Origin of the sequence: Mesorhizobium sp. LCM 4577 (assembly GCF_001854795.2) — a bacterium.
GTDB lineage: Bacteria > Pseudomonadota > Alphaproteobacteria > Rhizobiales > Rhizobiaceae > Mesorhizobium > Mesorhizobium plurifarium.
The window spans coordinates 101,628-118,412 of record NZ_MDDU01000024.1; the positions used below are offsets into that span (position 1 = coordinate 101,628).

General features: G+C 63.8%; 14 protein-coding genes. 5 read left to right on the forward strand and 9 right to left on the reverse strand.

Translation table 11 applies throughout. The features are described 5' to 3' along the window. Positions 1 to 84: 84 nt before the first annotated feature. The gene (locus LCM4577_RS22130) at positions 85 to 1,251 is read right to left on the reverse strand and encodes a P1 family peptidase (RefSeq protein ID WP_071073426.1); all 1,167 of its coding nucleotides are present in this window, start codon (positions 1,249 to 1,251) and stop codon (positions 85 to 87) included. A gap of 31 nt (positions 1,252 to 1,282) precedes the next feature. After that, complete coding sequence (locus LCM4577_RS22135; RefSeq protein ID WP_071073428.1) at positions 1,283 to 1,885, reverse strand: TetR/AcrR family transcriptional regulator; 603 nt, start codon at positions 1,883 to 1,885, stop codon at positions 1,283 to 1,285. A 146-nt stretch (positions 1,886 to 2,031) separates the two neighbouring features. Here LCM4577_RS22135 and LCM4577_RS22140 point away from each other — a divergent pair, with 146 nt between their 5' ends. Further along, positions 2,032 to 3,456, forward strand: a complete 1,425-nt coding sequence (locus LCM4577_RS22140) for an APC family permease (RefSeq protein ID WP_083354809.1) — start codon at positions 2,032 to 2,034, stop codon at positions 3,454 to 3,456. A 158-nt stretch (positions 3,457 to 3,614) separates the two neighbouring features. On the opposite strand, the gene glnA is transcribed toward LCM4577_RS22140, so the two are convergent. Both glnA and LCM4577_RS22150 read right to left on the reverse strand, forming a co-directional pair. Then, on the reverse strand, positions 3,615 to 5,024 hold the full coding sequence (gene glnA, locus LCM4577_RS22145; protein ID WP_071073430.1) for a type I glutamate--ammonia ligase: 1,410 nt from the start codon (positions 5,022 to 5,024) through the stop codon (positions 3,615 to 3,617). A 43-nt stretch (positions 5,025 to 5,067) separates the two neighbouring features. Then, positions 5,068 to 5,406 (reverse strand): P-II family nitrogen regulator, encoded by a 339-nt coding sequence (locus LCM4577_RS22150; protein ID WP_018428041.1) that lies wholly within the window; start codon positions 5,404 to 5,406, stop codon positions 5,068 to 5,070. A gap of 345 nt (positions 5,407 to 5,751) precedes the next feature. On the opposite strand from LCM4577_RS22150, the gene LCM4577_RS22155 reads away from it, so the two are divergent. Further along, positions 5,752 to 7,269 carry a bifunctional ADP-dependent NAD(P)H-hydrate dehydratase/NAD(P)H-hydrate epimerase gene (locus LCM4577_RS22155; RefSeq protein ID WP_071073751.1) on the forward strand — a complete coding sequence of 506 codons (1,518 nt, stop codon included), beginning with the start codon at positions 5,752 to 5,754 and terminating at the stop codon, positions 7,267 to 7,269. A gap of 31 nt (positions 7,270 to 7,300) precedes the next feature. Here the strand turns inward: LCM4577_RS22155 and waaF are convergent, their stop codons facing one another. The 3 genes from waaF to LCM4577_RS22170 are packed head-to-tail and all read right to left on the reverse strand — an operon-like array spanning position 7,301 to position 10,909. Beyond that, complete coding sequence (gene waaF / locus LCM4577_RS22160) at positions 7,301 to 8,320, reverse strand: lipopolysaccharide heptosyltransferase II (RefSeq protein WP_071030058.1); 1,020 nt, start codon at positions 8,318 to 8,320, stop codon at positions 7,301 to 7,303. A gap of 60 nt (positions 8,321 to 8,380) precedes the next feature. Further along, entirely contained in the window at positions 8,381 to 9,322 is a 942-nt protein-coding gene (locus LCM4577_RS22165) for a glycosyltransferase (RefSeq protein WP_071073431.1), read from the reverse strand. A 54-nt stretch (positions 9,323 to 9,376) separates the two neighbouring features. Next, the gene (locus LCM4577_RS22170) at positions 9,377 to 10,909 is read right to left on the reverse strand and encodes an acyl-CoA carboxylase subunit beta (protein WP_071073434.1); all 1,533 of its coding nucleotides are present in this window, start codon (positions 10,907 to 10,909) and stop codon (positions 9,377 to 9,379) included. A 389-nt stretch (positions 10,910 to 11,298) separates the two neighbouring features. On the opposite strand from LCM4577_RS22170, the gene LCM4577_RS22175 reads away from it, so the two are divergent. Further along, positions 11,299 to 12,756 (forward strand): DEAD/DEAH box helicase, encoded by a 1,458-nt coding sequence (locus LCM4577_RS22175; RefSeq protein WP_071073436.1) that lies wholly within the window; start codon positions 11,299 to 11,301, stop codon positions 12,754 to 12,756. Positions 12,757 to 12,810: 54 nt separating this feature from the next. Here LCM4577_RS22175 and LCM4577_RS22180 read toward each other — a convergent pair whose 3' ends face one another. Then, positions 12,811 to 13,800, reverse strand: coding sequence for a carboxylesterase (locus LCM4577_RS22180; RefSeq protein ID WP_071073438.1), 990 nt, complete (start codon positions 13,798 to 13,800; stop codon positions 12,811 to 12,813). A gap of 69 nt (positions 13,801 to 13,869) precedes the next feature. Beyond that, a complete protein-coding gene (locus LCM4577_RS22185; protein WP_071030048.1) occupies positions 13,870 to 14,718 on the reverse strand; it encodes an SDR family oxidoreductase in 849 nt (282 codons plus the stop codon). A 191-nt stretch (positions 14,719 to 14,909) separates the two neighbouring features. Between LCM4577_RS22185 and LCM4577_RS22190 the strand changes: the two genes are divergently transcribed. Together LCM4577_RS22190 and LCM4577_RS22195 are read left to right on the forward strand one after the other, a co-directional pair. Beyond that, positions 14,910 to 15,944: a cysteine synthase A gene (locus LCM4577_RS22190; protein WP_071073753.1), complete on the forward strand. Its 1,035-nt coding sequence runs from the start codon at positions 14,910 to 14,912 to the stop codon at positions 15,942 to 15,944. Beyond that, positions 15,944 to 16,687 carry an alanyl-tRNA editing protein gene (locus LCM4577_RS22195; protein ID WP_071073756.1) on the forward strand — a complete coding sequence of 248 codons (744 nt, stop codon included), beginning with the start codon at positions 15,944 to 15,946 and terminating at the stop codon, positions 16,685 to 16,687. Before LCM4577_RS22190 ends, LCM4577_RS22195 begins: the two co-directional genes overlap by 1 nt. Positions 16,688 to 16,785: the final 98 nt, after the last annotated feature.

Below are 16,785 nucleotides of genomic sequence, written 5' to 3' on the forward strand. Positions count from 1 at the left end.
CGACGAAAACGATCTTAAAAGCCCCGGCGGGTCGACGCCGGGGCTTTTTGCATGGCGACTACCCGCGAACTCCGCCCGCTGCAGTCAGTCGGCGATGACGCCGCGCGATTTCAGCGCCGCGACCACCTTGTCTCGCGGTAGGGCGGGGGTACGATTGCCGTCGCGGCCGACCATATCCTCATTGGCGACCAGAGCGTTGAGCACGGCCTCCTCAGTCGCCTGCACCACGGCGGTGTAAAAATCGTCCATGCGGCCCCATGGAACGAAATCCATATGGCTGTAGCTCTTCTCTGTCGGAGCGCCGTTGGGGAAGCGACCGTTGAGAGCATCAGGGTTGGCTGTCGAGAAGGCGAGAAAGATATCGCCGGAGAAATGCGAGCCGGCGGTGCCGGTGCGCGCCAGCCCGAGCGGCACGCGGCGGGCCAGCGCCTTGCACTGTCCGGGCAGCAGCGGCGCGTCTGTTGCGACGATGCCGATGCAGGAGCCGGCGCCGGTCGGCCCGCCGCTGAAATACGCCTCCATCGGATTGTCGGCGGCAAGCTCGTGCCCGAGCGGCACGCCGGCGATGCTGATCTCCTGGCGCGAGCCGAAATTGGCCTGCAGGAAGACGCCGACCGTGTAGGCGCGGTGGCAATAGTCGACGATCCGCGAAGCGCTGCCTGAACCGCCTTTGAACGCGTAGCAATTCATGCCGGTGCCGCCGCCAACTGATCCTTCCTCGATGCCGCCGCCGGCAGCGTTGTCGATAGCCTCGATCGCGTGGTCGACAGTGACATGCGAGCCGTTGATGTCGTTCAGATAGCCGTCCCAGGTTTCGGCCACCACCGGCAGCAGCCATTGGCTCGCCAGTTGCGGCTTGTTGCGCGCCACCCAGTCGATGACGCCGCGATGACAGGGGCCGACCGCGTGTGTGTTGGTGATCAGGATCGGCATGGAGAGGCTGCCGGCTTCCTCCAGCCAAGAGGCGCCGGTCATCTCGCCATTGCCGTTGAAGGAATGGTAGCCGGCAGCCAATGCCACCCCCACGCCGTCGCGGCCGAGAGGCAGGACCGCGGTGACACCCGTGCGCACCGGCCCATGGCCCACGGTGAGCCTGCCGTCGCCTTTGATGAGCGTCGAATAGCCGACGAGCACGCCTTCGACATCGGTGATGGCATTTGCCGGGCCTGGCGTGCCGGGCAGGGGGATGCCAAGGCCGCGGGCGCGCGTCTTGCCGGCCGGCGTTGTGGTCGGGGCTAGTCGTTGGTCCATGCTGAGGGATGCTCCATTGATGAGAGCCGGCTCAGCCAAGGCTGCAGCCGGTCGCAAGTTCTGCATAGCTGGCGAGGATCGCCATCGCAGAGGCGTGGTCGACCGCCGGCACGACGTTGACGAGGTGCAGGCCAAGGCCGTCCTCGAGGACGACCAGGCTGCGGGCGATGACCTCGCTCGCCGCATTCAGCTTGAAGATGCCGGTGGCCGCGCCCGCCTCGAGTATGCCGACATAGATCGCCACCTGGCGCTCGAAGAGCGTGATATGGCGGGCGGCATAGCTGGCGTCCGAGCGCGAATAGGCGCCGAGCTCCAGCAGAAGCCGGCAGAGCTGGTCGTCTGGATCGGTCGGCAGGCCGCTTTCCAGCATCGTCCTCAACCGCGCCCGCGGATCGGCGATCGCGGCGACCGATGACGCGCGCTGGGTGCAGAAGCGTTCCACCGCCTTCTTCTGCACGTCGTCGAGAAGCTCCTTGAGGCCGGGATAATAATAGAGCAGGGCGCTCGAGCTCATGCCGGCCTCGTTGGCCACGTCGCGCAAGGTGACGCCCGCGAGGCCGCGCTTGGCGATCATCGATTCCGCCGCTGCGACCAGGGTGAGGCGGCGATCGGTCTGTGTCTTGGGTCTGCCCATTTCGATTTCCTGAATTTGATTCAATAAAAACTGGCCAGTGAATTTTTGCAAGTCGGCATATCGTATATTTGTTGACGCTATGTGGCGACACGGATAGCTTCCGTTGCGGATAATAATTTTTATCCAATTAAAAAAAGGGGAGGATAATGTCTACAAACGAAGCCACCACGGCGGCCGCAGACAAGGCTGCCCCCGGCGCCAAGGGCTTGGACCGGGCGCTGAACGCGCTGGGCACGCTGATGATCGTGCTCTCGGCGGTAACGCCGGCATCATCAGTCTTCATCATCGTGCCGGGCGTCATCGCGCTGGCCGGCACCGGCTCATTCCTGAGCTTCGTGATCGCGGCCGTCATCGGCCTGTTCATGGCCTTCGTCTATGCCGAGCTTTCCTCGGCCTATCCGATGGCCGGCGGCGAATACACCATGATCGGCCGCACGCTCGGCCGCTTCTGGGGCTTCGTCACCTTGGTGCTGGTGTTCGTGTCGATCGTCTTGATCGTCGCCGTCATCGCGCTTGGCGTCGGCACCTATCTCGGCGTCATCATTCCCAATCTCAGCCCGCAATGGGTCGGCGTGGTGACGATTATCCTCGCCGGCGCAGTCGCCGCCATGCGCATAAAACTCAACGCTTTCGTCACCGGTATCTTCCTCGGCATCGAGATGCTGGCGCTGCTGATCCTGACCGGGCTCGGGTTCGCCCATGTCGAGCGGCCGCTCTCCAGCCTGTTCACCGCGCCGCAACTGCTCGACGCCACGACCAACACGCTAGTTCCGGCCTCGGCCGCCATCATCCTGGCATCCACCGCCGTGTCGCTCTTTGCCTATAACGGCTATGGCGCGGCCGCCTATTTCGGTGAGGAGACGCATGACGCCAAGCGCAACATCGGCAGGGTGGTGCTCTGGGCGCTGGTGATCACGGTCGCCGCCGAGCTCATCCCACTGACCGCGGTGCTTCTCGGCGCGCCGGATCTCGTCGGCCTGCTCGCGGCTCCGCAGAAGATCGAATATTTCCTCGAGGCACGCGGCGGCCATTGGCTGACGGTGGCGATCAGCCTGGCGATCGCGGTCGCCATCTTCAACGCCGTCATCGCCATCATCCTGCAGGCGGCGCGACTGCTCTTCAGCTCCGGTCGGGACAAGACCTGGTTCGGCCCGATCAACAATGCGGTGGCGTCCGTGCACGGCACTTACGCCTCGCCATGGATCGCAACCATCGTCGTGGCGGTGCTGGCGGCCCTTGCCTGCTTCATCGATCTCAACCTTTTGCTGGTGGTCAGCGGCACCTCGCTGGTCGTGATCTATGCGCTGCTTTGCGTCGCCGTCTTCGCCGGCCGCCGCAACGGCACCACGTCGGGCGGCCACTATCGTATGCCGCTGTTCCCGGTGCCTGCGATCCTCGCCTTCGTAGCGCTGATCTATGTCGCCTACCAAAACTGGCTCGACGCTGCTTTCGGGCGTCCGAGTCTGATCGCGACGCTGGCGATCATGGCGGTCGCCGCGATCTATTTCCTGCTGTTCCTGTCGCGCCGCGCCGACTGGACGCTGCACGGACCCGACGAGCTTGCGGGATAGGCGTCAGCCCTCCGACACCTGTCCATGCGAGAACCCCGGCGAAACGCCGGGGTTCTTTTTGCCGCTCGAAAAAGAAGGCCGCGAAATCCGTCTCAAAAAATGAAAGCCCTTGGAGGCCATGACCTCCAAGGGCTTGATTTCAGCGTCCGATCAGAGGCTTAGACCGAATAATACATGTCGTACTCGACCGGGTGCGGGGTCATCTCGAAGCGCATGACCTCGGCCATCTTCAACTCTATATAGGAGTCGATCTGGTCGTCGTCGAAGACGCCGCCGGCCTTCAGGAAGCCGCGGTCCTTGTCAAGGTTCTGCAGCGCCTCGCGCAGCGAGCCGCTGACGGTCGGGATCTTCTTCAATTCCTTCGGCGGCAGGTCGTAGAGGTCCTTGTCCATCGGCTGCCCCGGATGGATCTTGTTCTTGATGCCGTCGAGGCCGGCCATCAGCATGGCGGCGAAGCCGAGATAGGGGTTCGCGCCCGGATCGGGGAAGCGGACCTCGACGCGCTTCGACTTCGGCGAGGAGCCGAACGGAATGCGGCAGGAGGCCGAACGGTTGCGCGCCGAATAGGCGAGCAGCACCGGCGCCTCATAGCCCGGCACCAGACGCTTATAGGAGTTGGTGAGCGGATTGGTGAACGCGTTGATGGCCTTGGCGTGCTTGATGATGYCGCCGATGTAGTAGAGGCAGCTCTCCGACAAGCCTGCATATTCGTTGCCGGCGAAGGTCGGCTTGCCGCCCTTCCAGATTGACTGGTGGACATGCATGCCCGAGCCGTTGTCGCCAAACACCGGCTTCGGCATGAAGGTGGCCGTCTTGCCATAGGCGTTGGCGACCTGGTGCACGACATACTTGTAGATCAGCATCTTGTCGGCGTTGCGCACCAGCGTGTCGAACTTGATGCCGAGCTCGTGCTGGGCGGCGGCGACCTCATGGTGATGCTTTTCGACGCGCACGCCCATCTCGGCGAGCACGGTCAGCATCTCGGAGCGCATGTCCTGGCAGGAATCGATCGGCGGCACCGGGAAATAGCCGCCCTTGATGCGCGGACGGTGGCCGAGATTGCCGGTCTCATAGTCGGTGTCGTCGTTGGACGGCAGTTCGGTCGAGTCGAGGCGGAAGCCGGTGTTGTAAGGATCAGCCTTGTACTTGACGTCGTCGAACACGAAGAACTCGGCCTCCGGGCCGACATAGATGGTGTCGCCGATGCCTTCCGACTTCATGTAGGCTTCGGCCTTCTTGGCGGTGCCGCGCGGATCGCGATTATAGGCTTCGCCCGAGATCGGATCGAGGATGTCGCACAGGATGACCATGGTCGACTGCGCGAAGAACGGGTCCATGTGGACGGTATCGGTGTCGGGCATCAGCACCATGTCGGACTCGTTGATCGCCTTCCAGCCGGCGATCGAGGAGCCGTCGAACATGACGCCGTCGGCGAACATGTCTTCCTCGACCTCGACGACATCCATCGTCACATGCTGCAGCTTGCCCCGCGGATCGGTGAAGCGCAGGTCGACGAATTTCACGTCGTTGTCCTTGATCTGCTTCATGATGTCTTTGGCTGTCGTCATGTCATTTCTTCCCTGTGTGATGACGTCCGGTGTGGGTTGAAGGTCAGATGGCGTCGATACCGGTCTCGCCGGTACGGATGCGCACGACTTCCTCTATGTTGGAGACGAAGATTTTTCCATCGCCGATGCGGCCGGTCTGCGCCGCCTTGCGAATGGCCTCGATGGCGCCTTCGACGGCCTCGTCGCCGAGCACCACCTCGATCTTCACCTTGGGCAGGAAGTCAACGACATATTCGGCGCCGCGATAAAGCTCGGTATGACCCTTCTGGCGGCCGAAGCCCTTGGCCTCGGTGACGGTGATACCTTGCAGTCCGGCCTCCTGAAGCGCTTCCTTCACTTCGTCCAGCTTGAATGGCTTGATGATCGCTTCGATCTTTTTCATGTAAAAAGTGGCCTCCACTGCCAAGAAGACGGGTTGTGTGCCCCGCTTGCGCCTCCATCAAGCACGAACCGTGCCAATCGTGAGCGGTGCAGGCGGTGAGGAGCGTTTTCGAGCCCATGCCGCATACGGATGCAAATTCGCGTCATCCGCTGCATCGGATGCGTCATGGACGCCCAAACCCTATACATCGCCCCTCCTCACGTCTGCGCAAAAAACGGGCAGACAGCGCAATTTTCAGGCAGCCCCTCCCGGATGCGACCACACGTGCAACAAATGCCGCGTCACGCTGGTTTGCTTCGAACTGAAAACTGGACAATGCTTGATCGCATGGAAATCGGCAATCCCATGCGCAACGAGCTTCTATCGCCGGCCGAAATGGCCGAGRCCGACCGGCTGACAATCGCGGCCGGGCCGTTCGACGGCTATCGCTTAATGCAACGTGCGGGCGAGGCGGTCGCTGCGGTGGTGCTTAAGCGCTATCCTGCGGCGAAAAACGTGCACGTGCTGTGCGGCCCCGGCAACAATGGCGGCGACGGCTATGTCGTGGCGCGGCTGCTGGCCGAGGCTGGCGTCGATGTAGCCCTGTGGACATCGGGCAAACCGCGGGCAGGCAGCGATGCCGCGCTTGCGGCGGCCGACTGCGCCTTGGAACGGCGCCCGCTTTCGGCCTTTACCGCGCAAGCCGGCTCGCTGGTCGTCGACGCGATCTATGGCGCAGGCTTGTCGAAGCCGGTATCCGGCGACGCCAAGGGCGCGGTCGACATTGTCACGGGAATGAACCTGCCGGTTGTCGCGGTCGACCTGCCTTCAGGCGTTTCCGGCGAAAGCGGCGAAGTCCTCGGCTCGGCGTTTCGCGCGGTCCTGACTGTGACTTTCGCGCGAAAGAAGCCTGGGCATCTGCTTCTGCCTGGCCGAGAGCGATGCGGCGAGATCGTGTTAGCCGATATCGGCATTCGCGACGAGATCATCGACGCGGTCGCGCCGCGGGCGTTCGAGAACGGGCCCGGGCTCTGGATAGCGAACTTTCCCGCGCCGGCCGTCGACGCGCATAAATACAAGCGCGGCCACACGAGCGTCTTTTCGGGCGGACCATCCGCGACGGGCGCGGCGCGCCTTTCAGCGCTCGCGGCCGCAAGAAGCGGGGCAGGGGCCGTCACCGTGCTCTCGCCGGCAAACGCCATGCAGGTCAATGCGGCGCATCTGACCTCCATCATGCTGCGCAAGGTCGACGCGGTCGAGGACGTGCATGACCTTATCGGCGATCGCCGGCCGTCCGCCTTCATCCTTGGCCCAGGCTTCGGCATCGGCGACAAGGCGCGCGATTTCACGCTCGCCGTGCTCGCCAAAAACCGCCAAGACGGTGGCGTCGAGGGCCTCGTGCTCGACGCCGACGGCATCACGTCTTTCCGCGATACGGCCTCGACACTGTTCGAGGCAGCAGGCAGACCGGACGCGCCCGCGTTGATCATGACGCCGCATGAGGGCGAGTTCGGCAGGTTGTTTGCGGACATTGCCGCCGACAAGGCGTTGTCGAAGCTGGCGAAGGCGCGCGAAGCAGCGCGGCGCGCCAACGCCGTGCTTGTCTACAAGGGCGCCGACAGCGTGATCGCCGCGCCGGACGGCCGCGCCGCAATCAACGGCAATGGCGCTCCCTGGCTTGCCACCGCCGGTTCCGGCGACGTGCTGGCGGGCATCGTCGCGGGCTTGYTCGCGCAAGGCATGCCGGCCTTCGAAGCGGCTTGTGCAGGAGTCTGGATCCATGCCGAGGCCGGCAGCCGTTTCGGCCCGGGTTTGATCGCGGAAGACCTGCCTCTGGCGATCGTGCCGGTACTTCGCGAACTGACGCAGAATACGGTTCGATGAACCGCTGCGGGCACTGCAGCCGAGGAATAGATCAGGCGAATTGCGGCGCGTGTTTTCGGACCGCTGCCGCCAGCGCCTCGCGAACCCTGTCTTCGCTGACGGCGCGCGTGTTCTCCACCCAGCCCGGAGTCGAAATCGGCGGTTCGAGAAAGATCACCTGTTCGTTGACCGGACCGTGCACATAGGCTCGGTTCGAGCCGTAGATGAGCACGCACGGACCGCCCAACGCCCCGGCGGCATGGGAGAGGCCGCCATCGACGCCGAGGAATACGGTCGAGGCTGCGATCTGGCACATGGCCTCCGCAATATCGGGCGTCGCGGTGAAATCGACCGCGTCGGGCAATTGAGCCTTGATTTCGGCCGCGGCCTGCCGCTCGCGCGGTCCGCCGATCAGCCAGACCGACCAGCCGCGGGCGGCATAGTCGCGCGCGACCGAGACGAAGCGCTCCATCGGCCATGAGCGCTTGTTGGCGAAATCGGACGTATAGAGGGCAATCACCGGCCTGGCCGGGTCGATCCCGTTGCGCCGGCGCCAAGCGGCAAGCGCCTCGGCGGAAACGACCAGTTGCGGAGCCGGCAGCGGTGCGTCTTCGGCCGGCCTTTTGCCGAGGCGCGCGATTGCGCAAACCTGCTCCGCCAGCCGTGTCTTGCGCGGACCGAAGGCCACCATCGATTTCAGCCAACCGGCGGGCAGTCGGTTGACGACGCCGAACTGGAACTCGCGCGGATAGCCGATGCGCTCCGGTATTCCGGCCAGCCACGGCACCAGGCAAGCCTTGGTGCTGCTGGTGAGCATATAGGCCACCTGGTAATTCTCCTTGCGGATTTCGCGCGCCAGGCCAGCCCGCTCTTTCAGCCCAGGCTTCCAGTGCTTCTCGGCTATCCACACCTTGCGGACATGCGGCATCAGTCGCGCCAGCGGAGCGGCGATCCTCGATGTGACGATATCGATCTGCTGGCCGGGGAATCTCTCGGCGATGATCCGGATAGCCGAATGGCAGCGGATGAAATCACCGATCGCCGGCAGGCAGAAAACCAGGATGGGGCGCAATGCGCGAAACCTTTTCGATCGGGAACGGCCACCGCCGACAGGGGATGCCTGCGTGATGTCTCACGGAAGCGCTTCGCCATCAAGAATGCGGCGGTAGAGCTCCAGATAGGCTTTGGCGGTTTTCTGGATCGGAAACCGGTCTGCCGCGGATTCGCGGCATCTTTGCGCCGGCAAACCGGCGATTTCACCGAAACCGCGCGCGAACTCCTCATCCGTGTCGAAGAAGCGGCCGGTATCGGCATCGACGGTTTCGGGCAGCGCGCCGCGCGCCGTGGTCAAGACCGGCGTGCCGCACAGCATGGATTCGACCGGCGCATTGCCAAAAGGCTCTTCCCAGGAAATCGGGTTCAGAAAGGCCTTGGTCTCACCCAGCAGGCGCACCTTCGGCTCGCCGTCGACCATGCCGTGGTAGCGGAAGCGCGACGACAGGCTCTTGAAGAACACGCCCTCGCGGCGCGTCTTGCTGCGGCCGAGCAGCTTCCAGCGCGAGCCGCCGGCGATATCGAGCTTGAAATCATACTTTTTCGCCAGGTCCACCGCCCGGTTGAGGCCCTTTCCGGCCCGCGCGATGGCCGCCATGAAAAACAGATGGTCGTTCTTCGACGGCGCCAGGCGATAGGCATCCAGCGGAAAGCCGTTGTAGACGAAGGTCTTGCGGCCATGCAGCTCGGCATGGCGGGCGCTGATGAAGCTCCAGTTCGGCTGCGGCCTCGGGTAATCCGGCAGATGGCCGCGCTCGGTGTTGAGCGTCGGAAACGGAACTTCGACCTTCCAGGCGTGGAGATGGACGATGTCGGTATCCTTGGGCACAGCCGCGCGGCACTCGTCATTGGTCACCGCGTGGCGGACCTCGCACATCGGATGCGACGATCCCGGGCCGGCGATCAAGGTCACCTGATGCCCCATCTTGACCATTTCCGTGGCCAGCCATTCGACCTGCCGCTGGATGCCGCCATAGCCCTTGCACGGAATAAGGCCTTGGGCCGCAAGCGTTATTCGCATTTCGTCTCCGCGCTCATGTTAGCGGTTGTCGTCCTTCGGCAGATGGAGGCCTGCTCACAAGGGGATGTTGTCGTGCTTCTTCCAGGGGTTCTGCATGTCCTTGTTGCGCAGCATGCGCAGCGCCCTGGCGACACGGCGCCGGGTCGAATGCGGCATGATCACCTCGTCGACATAGCCGCGCTCGGCGGCGACGAAGGGCGACAGGAAGCGATCCTCGTAAGTTTTTGTATGAGCGGCGATTTTCTCCGGATCGCCGATATCTTTGCGGTAGATGATCTCGACCGCGCCCCTGGCGCCCATCACCGCGATCTGCGCCGTCGGCCAGGCATAGTTCATGTCGCCGCGCAAATGCTTCGAAGCCATCACGTCATAGGCGCCGCCATAGGCCTTGCGGGTGATGACGGTGATCTTCGGCACGGTCGCCTCGGCATAGGCGAAGAGCAGCTTGGCGCCATGCTTGATCAGCCCGCCATATTCCTGCGCGGTGCCGGGCAGGAAGCCCGGCACATCGACGAAGGTGACGATCGGAATCGAGAAACAGTCGCAGAAGCGCACGAAGCGCGCCGCCTTGCGGCTGGCGTCGGAATCGAGCACGCCGGCCAGCACCATCGGCTGGTTGGCGACAAAACCAACTGTGCGGCCCTCGACGCGGCCGAAGCCGGTGACGATGTTCTTGGCAAAGCTCTGCTGGATCTCGAAGAAATCGCCTTCGTCAGCGACCTTCAGGATCAGTTCCTTGATGTCATAAGGCTTGTTGGCATTGTCGGGGATCAACCGGTCGAGCGACGGGTCGTGATCCGTGACCGACTGATAGCATTCGATCTCGGGAATCTCGGCCGTGTTGGATGCCGGCAGAAAATCGACCAGCCGGCGCATTTGCAGCAGCGCCTCGACGTCGTTGTCGTAGGCGCCGTCGGCGATGGAGGATTTGGTGGTGTGCACGGAAGCGCCGCCCAGGCTTTCGGCGGTCACCGTCTCGTTGGTCACCGTTTTCACCACGTCCGGCCCGGTGACGAACATGTAGGAGGTGTCGCGAACCATGAAGATGAAATCGGTCATGGCGGGCGAGTAGACGTCGCCGCCGGCGCAGGGGCCCATGATCAGCGAGATCTGCGGGATGACGCCGGAGGCGAGCACGTTGCGCTGGAAGATCTCGGCATAGCCGCCGAGCGCGGCCACGCCTTCCTGGATACGCGCGCCGCCGGCATCGTAGAGGCCGATGATCGGCGCGCGGTTGCGCAGCGCCATTTCCTGGACCTTGATGACCTTCTCGGCATGCGCCTCCGACAGCGAGCCGCCGAACACGGTGAAATCCTTGGCGAAGATATAGACCGGGCGGCCGTTGACGGTACCCCAGCCGGTGACGACGCCGTCGCCGGCGATCTTGGTCTTCTCCATGCCGAAATCGGTCGAGCGGTGCTCGACATACATGTCGAACTCCTCGAACGAACCCTCGTCGAGGAAGACCTCGATACGCTCGCGGGCGGTGAGCTTGCCCTTCTTGTGCTGCGCCTCGATGCGGTCCCTGCCGCCGCCCATGCGGGCAATCTCGCGGCGGCGCTCGAGTTCCTTCAGCACGTCTTTCATCGCTGGTCCCCAAAACGGATAAGTCAGTTGTGGTAATGGCGAGGGCAGGGGAGCGCAAGCGCCCTCGTTTTGCTGCATTGCAACATGACCCCTTGCATTTCGGCGCGGACTCGGCCATATGCGGCGGCATAGGCGCTTGGGCCGGCTTGTCCGGCTTTCTCCACGAATGAGACTGGTTGCGTCTGTTTTCCCTCTTTCAAGTCGGCCCCGGCCGATCGGTAAGACGGCGAAAAAGCCCCGGGGCATGAAGCCCGCGGGCACGACAGCGCAGCCGCGCGGACGTTTCCCGTCCGCCGCCTTGTCGTTTCCCGATGATTGTTTCGACGGCAGGTTGCGCCCTGCCGCCATTCGACGTTTGCGGCGATTGCGCCGCCTGAAAGAAGATAATTTTGACCAACGAAAACACTATCCCCAGCAACGACGCCGGGGAACTCTCCGGTTTCTCAGCCCTTGGCATCGGCGGTGCGCTGCTGAAGGCCACGCTTGCCGCGGGCTTCACCGAGCCGAAGCCGATCCAGGTGCAGGCGATCCCGCCGCAACTCGAAGGCCGCGACATTTTCGGCATCGCCCAGACCGGTTCGGGCAAGACGGCTGCCTTCGCGCTGCCGATCCTGTCGAAGATCATCGGCCTCGGCACCAAGCGACGGCCGAAGACGGCGCGCGCGCTGATCCTGGCGCCGACCCGCGAGCTCGCCGTTCAGATCGAGGACACGATCAAGCTCCTCGCCAAGGGCGCGCATATCTCGACCGCGCTCGTGCTCGGCGGCGTCTCGCGCTTCAGCCAGGTGAAGAAGATCGCGCCCGGCGTCGATATCCTGATCGCCACGCCCGGACGGCTGACCGATCTGGTGCGTGAGGGTGATCTGATCCTTGCCGACACCAAATGGCTCGTCCTTGACGAGGGCGACCGCATGCTGGACATGGGCTTCATCAACGACGTCAAGCGCATCGCCAAGGCGACCGCGCCGGACCGCCAGACGGCGCTGTTCTCGGCCACCATGCCGAACGAGATCGCCGAATTGGCCAAGGGCCTGTTGAAGGATCCGGTCCGCATCGAGGTCTCGCCGCAGAGCACGACGGCGGCCGAGATCGTGCAGAGCGTGGTGCTTGCCCGCACCAAACAGAAGCGCCAGGTGCTGTCAAAGATGCTGGCCGACGAGGCGATGCGCACGGTGATCGTGTTCTCACGCACCAAGCACGGCGCCGACCGCGTCACCAAGGATCTTGTACGCGACGGTTTCGAAGCCGCCGTCATCCACGGCAACAAGTCGCAGAACGCTCGCCAGAAGGCGCTCAACGATTTCCGCGAGGGCTCGGTTCGCATCCTGGTTGCCACCGATATCGCCGCGCGCGGCATCGACGTGCCCGGCATCAGCCATGTCGTGAATTTCGACCTGCCGGACGAAGCGGAAAGCTATGTCCACCGCATCGGCCGCACCGGCCGCAACGGCAGGGACGGCATCGCGATCACGCTTTGCGATCCTTCGGAGAATGCCAAGCTGCGGCAGGTCGAGCGCATCATCCGCATGAAGCTGCCGGTCGTCGCCGATCATCTCGGCAGCCCGGATCCGCAGCGCGATCCCAGGGAAAAGGCCGAGCGCCATTTCGAGCCGGCCAACGACCGGGAGTACCATGGCCCCCGTCGCGACGGTCGCCGGCCCGGCAACGGCGGCGGCAAGCAGCGCTTCGCCGGCAAGCCCAATGGCGAGCGCGGACCGAAGCCGCAGGGCGAACGCCCGGCGGCCGCCCAGCCGAATGGCCAGCACAAGCCCGACGGCTTCAAACGCTTCAAGGGCAATAACAAGCGCCGCTTCGGCGGCAAACGCCCGGCGAACCGGGCTGCTTGAGCTCATCAAATCCGATCGAGGAACGGCCGGAGCATCGCTCCGGCCGTTTTCGTTTCACTGGCCTGCTTGCTGCTGCATCAGCGCCTTCACCCACACGACGATACGCTGGGTGAGGAAAGCCGTGGTCTGCGGCGACAGCGCATCGCCGGCGATGACGTGATTGTCCGGATCTCCGGTGTCGTCGACCGGAACCAGCTCGTGCGGAGCGCCCCAGCGCCCGGCAATCTCGCGCGTGCGATCCGGCCGCACCACCTTGTCGGAATCCGAGAAGATGAACAGGGCGGGGATCGTTGCCTTCTCGACCGGCGCGCCATAGGCGAGGTTGGTGAGTGCCGCCATCGGCAGCACCGCCTTCATGGGATATCTGGTGGTCCAGAATTTCTCGTGCAGCGCGTTGCGCGCCGGGAAGCTGCGCTCCTTACCGCCGACAAGTTCTGCGATCTGCCTGCCCCAGGGCATGGTCAGCACCTCGGCGCCGGAGGCCTTGACACCGAAATTCGGCGATATGAACGCTATGGCCGCGACACCGTCCGAAGCGCCCGGCTGTGTTGCGGCCCATGCCGCCAGCGAGCCGCCGGTCGAGGTCCCGATGACGATCACCTTGTCGCCGATGGCGCGGCCGATGGCCAAGGCCTCCTCATAGTCGTTGATCCACGCGTTGACGCTGCCTTGCGCCATCAATGCGCCGTCCTGGCCGTGACCGGTCAGGCGCGTGTAGAAGAGATTGGCGTTCAATTCGTCCGCGATATCGTCCGGCAAGGGGCGAACCTCGCCCTTCGAGGCGGAAAAGCCATGGATGTAGACGATGGCCAAAGGTGTCTTGGCGTGGACCATCGGGTTCGCCCAGATGATCTCCTTGTCGAGCCCGTCGCGGATGTTGGGCACGGCTGCCTCCTCACGCGCCAGATAGGCCTGCGGATCATCGCCGATCACCGATGGATCGAAACGGATTGTGGTATCGACCGGCACGCGCGGGCCAAGGAAGAAGCCAGCGACCAGGATGACTGCAAGGCCAAGCACCGCCAGCACGATCCGCCGCCCCATTCCAGTCTCCAAGCAATGATTCTCAACCTATGGCCGTACCCGCCGGCAGGCAATCGCCGTTGCGCCGGCTTATGGTGCCCTGTCGCGGGATGGGTCTTTTTCGCCCGCCGGCCTGCGATCGAAATGCAACGGCCGCCCCCACCAGTGGGTGGTGAGGCCGATGACGAAGCGGCCGATCGGCCGCGGCAGCAGGCCGAGCAGCTTCAACGGCCAGCTTATGTGATACGGGAAGGTGACTTCGAAGCCGCCCTTCCTGATGCCGCGCGCCATGCGGCGCGACGCGCGGTGCACAGGCATGAGTCCCGGCATCGGCAGCTTGTTCTTCTCGGTTAGCGGCGTGTCGACGAATCCCGGATTGATGACCTGGACGCGGATGTTCATCTTGTCGAAGTCGTACTTCAGCGACTCCGCCAGGATGTTGATCGCGGCCTTGGTGCCGCCATAGGCCGCCGTTGTCGGCCAGCCGGAATAGGCGGTGACCGATCCGACCAGAACGACATGGCCGCGTCCGCGCACGCGCATATGCTCGACGACAGGCACCACGCCGTTGACGATGCCGAAATAATTCACGGCGAAGGAGCGATGGAAATCGCGCACCACCAGATTCTCGCCGGGGGTGGCGATGTAGTTGCCGGCGTTGAAGACGGCAAGCACGATCGGCCCCATCTGTTCTTCGATCGCGGCGGCCGTGCGCGCCATGCCGTGCTCGTCGGTCACGTCGCAGGGAAAGGACCTCACATGTCCGGACATTTGCGCCGTTTCGACGATCAGCGTGTCGGCCGGATCCTGCGGCAGCGACGTCACCGCGACGGCATAGCCTTGATTGGCGAGATCCTTGGCCAATGCCCGGCCAAGCCCGCTGCTGCCGCCCGTGATCCAGGCGACACCGTCTTTCGGATTGGCCCGGTAGAGTGCCATGGGATGTCCCGCGAATGTTCCGGTTTGCTCTAGCGGCGGAGAAATCGGTTGAAAAGAGCGGTTTTGCACCTGGCGTTGAAATGATCGCGAGCATTGCACCATCCGGAATGCGACTGGACCAGGCAAAATCTTGCCTTGAAACCGCGGCGTCCGGTTTTTAGGGTCTCGCCGCACACATGAAGGAATCCCACATGCCCCGTTCTGTGATCGAAGCGATCGGCAACACGCCCCTGATCCGGCTCAACAAGGCTTCGGAAGCGACCGGCTGTGAGATTCTCGGCAAGGCCGAATTCATGAATCCGGGACAATCGGTGAAAGATCGCGCCGGCCTGTTCATCATTCGCGATGCCGAGCAGCGCGGCCTGCTCAAGCCCGGCGGGCTCATCGTCGAAGGCACCGCCGGCAACACCGGCATCGGCCTGACGCTGGTCGCCAAGGCGCTCGGCTACCGCACCGTGATCGTCATCCCCGACACGCAGAGCCAGGAAAAGAAGGACACGATCAAGATCCTGGGCGCGGAGCTCATCGAAGTGCCGGCCGTGCCGTACAAGAACGCCAACAATTACATAAAACTGTCGGGCCGCCTTGCCGAGCAACTGGCGCGCTCCGAACCCAACGGCGCGATCTGGGCCAACCAGTTCGACAATGTCGCCAACCGCGACGGCCATGTCCGCACGACCGCCCAGGAAATCTGGGYCCAGACCGGCGGCAAGATCGACGGCTTCGTCTCGGCCGTCGGCTCCGGCGRCACGCTCGCCGGTGTCGCTCTCGGGCTCAAGGGCAAGAGCAAGGACGTCAAGATCGCGCTCGCCGATCCGCTGGGCGCCGCGCTCTACAGTTTCTACACCAGCGGCGAGTTGAAATCCGACGGCAACTCGATCACCGAGGGCATCGGCCAGGGCCGCATCACTGCCAATCTCGAAGGCTTCACGCCGGACTTCTCCTACCAGATCCCTGACGAGGAAGCGTTGCCCATCATCTTCGACCTGATCCAGGAAGAGGGGCTCTGCGTCGGCGGCTCGACAGGCATCAACATTGCCGGCGCCATCCGGCTGGCGCGCGAGCTCGGACCCGGCCACACCATCGTGACGATCCTTGCCGACTACGGCACGCGCTACCAGTCCAAGCTCTTCAATCCGGAGTTCCTGCGCGGCAAGAACCTTCCGGTGCCGGGCTGGATGGAAGAAAAAGCCGACATTTCCGTGCCGTTCGAAAAGGTAGCATGATGGCGTACAGGACCGAGGCGCTGTTTCGCGACGACGCCTACCAGAAGACGGCCGAGGCCGAGGTCGTCGCCATCAACGATCGCGGCGGCATCCTTCTCGACCGCACGATCTTCTACGCCACGTCGGGCGGACAGCCGGGCGATACCGGCATGCTCGAGCGTGCCGACGGCGGCCGCATCGCGATCGCCGCCACCATCACCGGCGAGACCAAGGAAGAGATCATCCATGTGCCTGCGCCGGAACAGGCCTTGCCGGCAGTCGGCGAAAAGCTGAAGCTTCTAATCGACTGGGAGCGGCGACACCTCCTGATGCGCATGCATTCCGCCTGCCACCTGCTGACCGTCGTGTGCCCCTTCCCAATCACCGGGGCAGCGGTCGCCGAGGACGACAGTCGTGTCGATTTCGATATTCCCGACGCCGGCTTCACCAAGGAGGATGTGACCGCCCGGCTGATGGAGCTGGTGCGCGCCGACCATCCGATCTTCACCCGGCTGATCACCGACGAGGCGCTTGCCGCCAATCCTGGCCTGGTTAAATCAAAGAACGTCCGTCCGCCGGTCGGTACCGGCAAAATCCGCCTGGTCTGCATCGGCGACAACGGCTCGATCGACAGCCAGCCCTGCGGCGGCACGCATGTGAGGTCGACCGGCGAGGTCGGTGACATACATATCGGCAAGATCGAGAAGAAAGGCCGCGAGAACCGCCGCTTCCGCATCCGCTTCGGACCGATGCCGGCGAGCTGACCGCCGGATGATTTCGGGTTGAAGCGACCTGACATCATCCGAGGTCAAAGAGGTAGAGCATGATGTCGCCCGAAAACCGCTCCGGCATCTTGCTCTAA

Bases quoted from the DNA above. Each gene is read 5' to 3' on its own strand.
- LCM4577_RS22165 (WP_071073431.1), bottom strand. From the start codon at position 9,322: ATGCGAATAACGCTTGCGGCCCAAGGCCTTATTCCGTGCAAGGGCTAT.
- LCM4577_RS22180 (WP_071073438.1), bottom strand. From the start codon at position 13,800: ATGGGGCGGCGGATCGTGCTGGCGGTGCTTGGCCTTGCAGTCATCCTG.
- LCM4577_RS22185 (WP_071030048.1), bottom strand. From the start codon at position 14,718: ATGGCACTCTACCGGGCCAATCCGAAAGACGGTGTCGCCTGGATCACG.
- LCM4577_RS22140 (WP_083354809.1), top strand. From the start codon at position 2,032: ATGTCTACAAACGAAGCCACCACGGCGGCCGCAGACAAGGCTGCCCCC.
- LCM4577_RS22150 (WP_018428041.1), bottom strand. From the start codon at position 5,406: ATGAAAAAGATCGAAGCGATCATCAAGCCATTCAAGCTGGACGAAGTG.
- LCM4577_RS22130 (WP_071073426.1), bottom strand. From the start codon at position 1,251: ATGGACCAACGACTAGCCCCGACCACAACGCCGGCCGGCAAGACGCGC.
- LCM4577_RS22195 (WP_071073756.1), top strand. From the start codon at position 15,944: ATGGCGTACAGGACCGAGGCGCTGTTTCGCGACGACGCCTACCAGAAG.
- LCM4577_RS22135 (WP_071073428.1), bottom strand. From the start codon at position 1,885: ATGGGCAGACCCAAGACACAGACCGATCGCCGCCTCACCCTGGTCGCA.
- LCM4577_RS22170 (WP_071073434.1), bottom strand. From the start codon at position 10,909: ATGAAAGACGTGCTGAAGGAACTCGAGCGCCGCCGCGAGATTGCCCGC.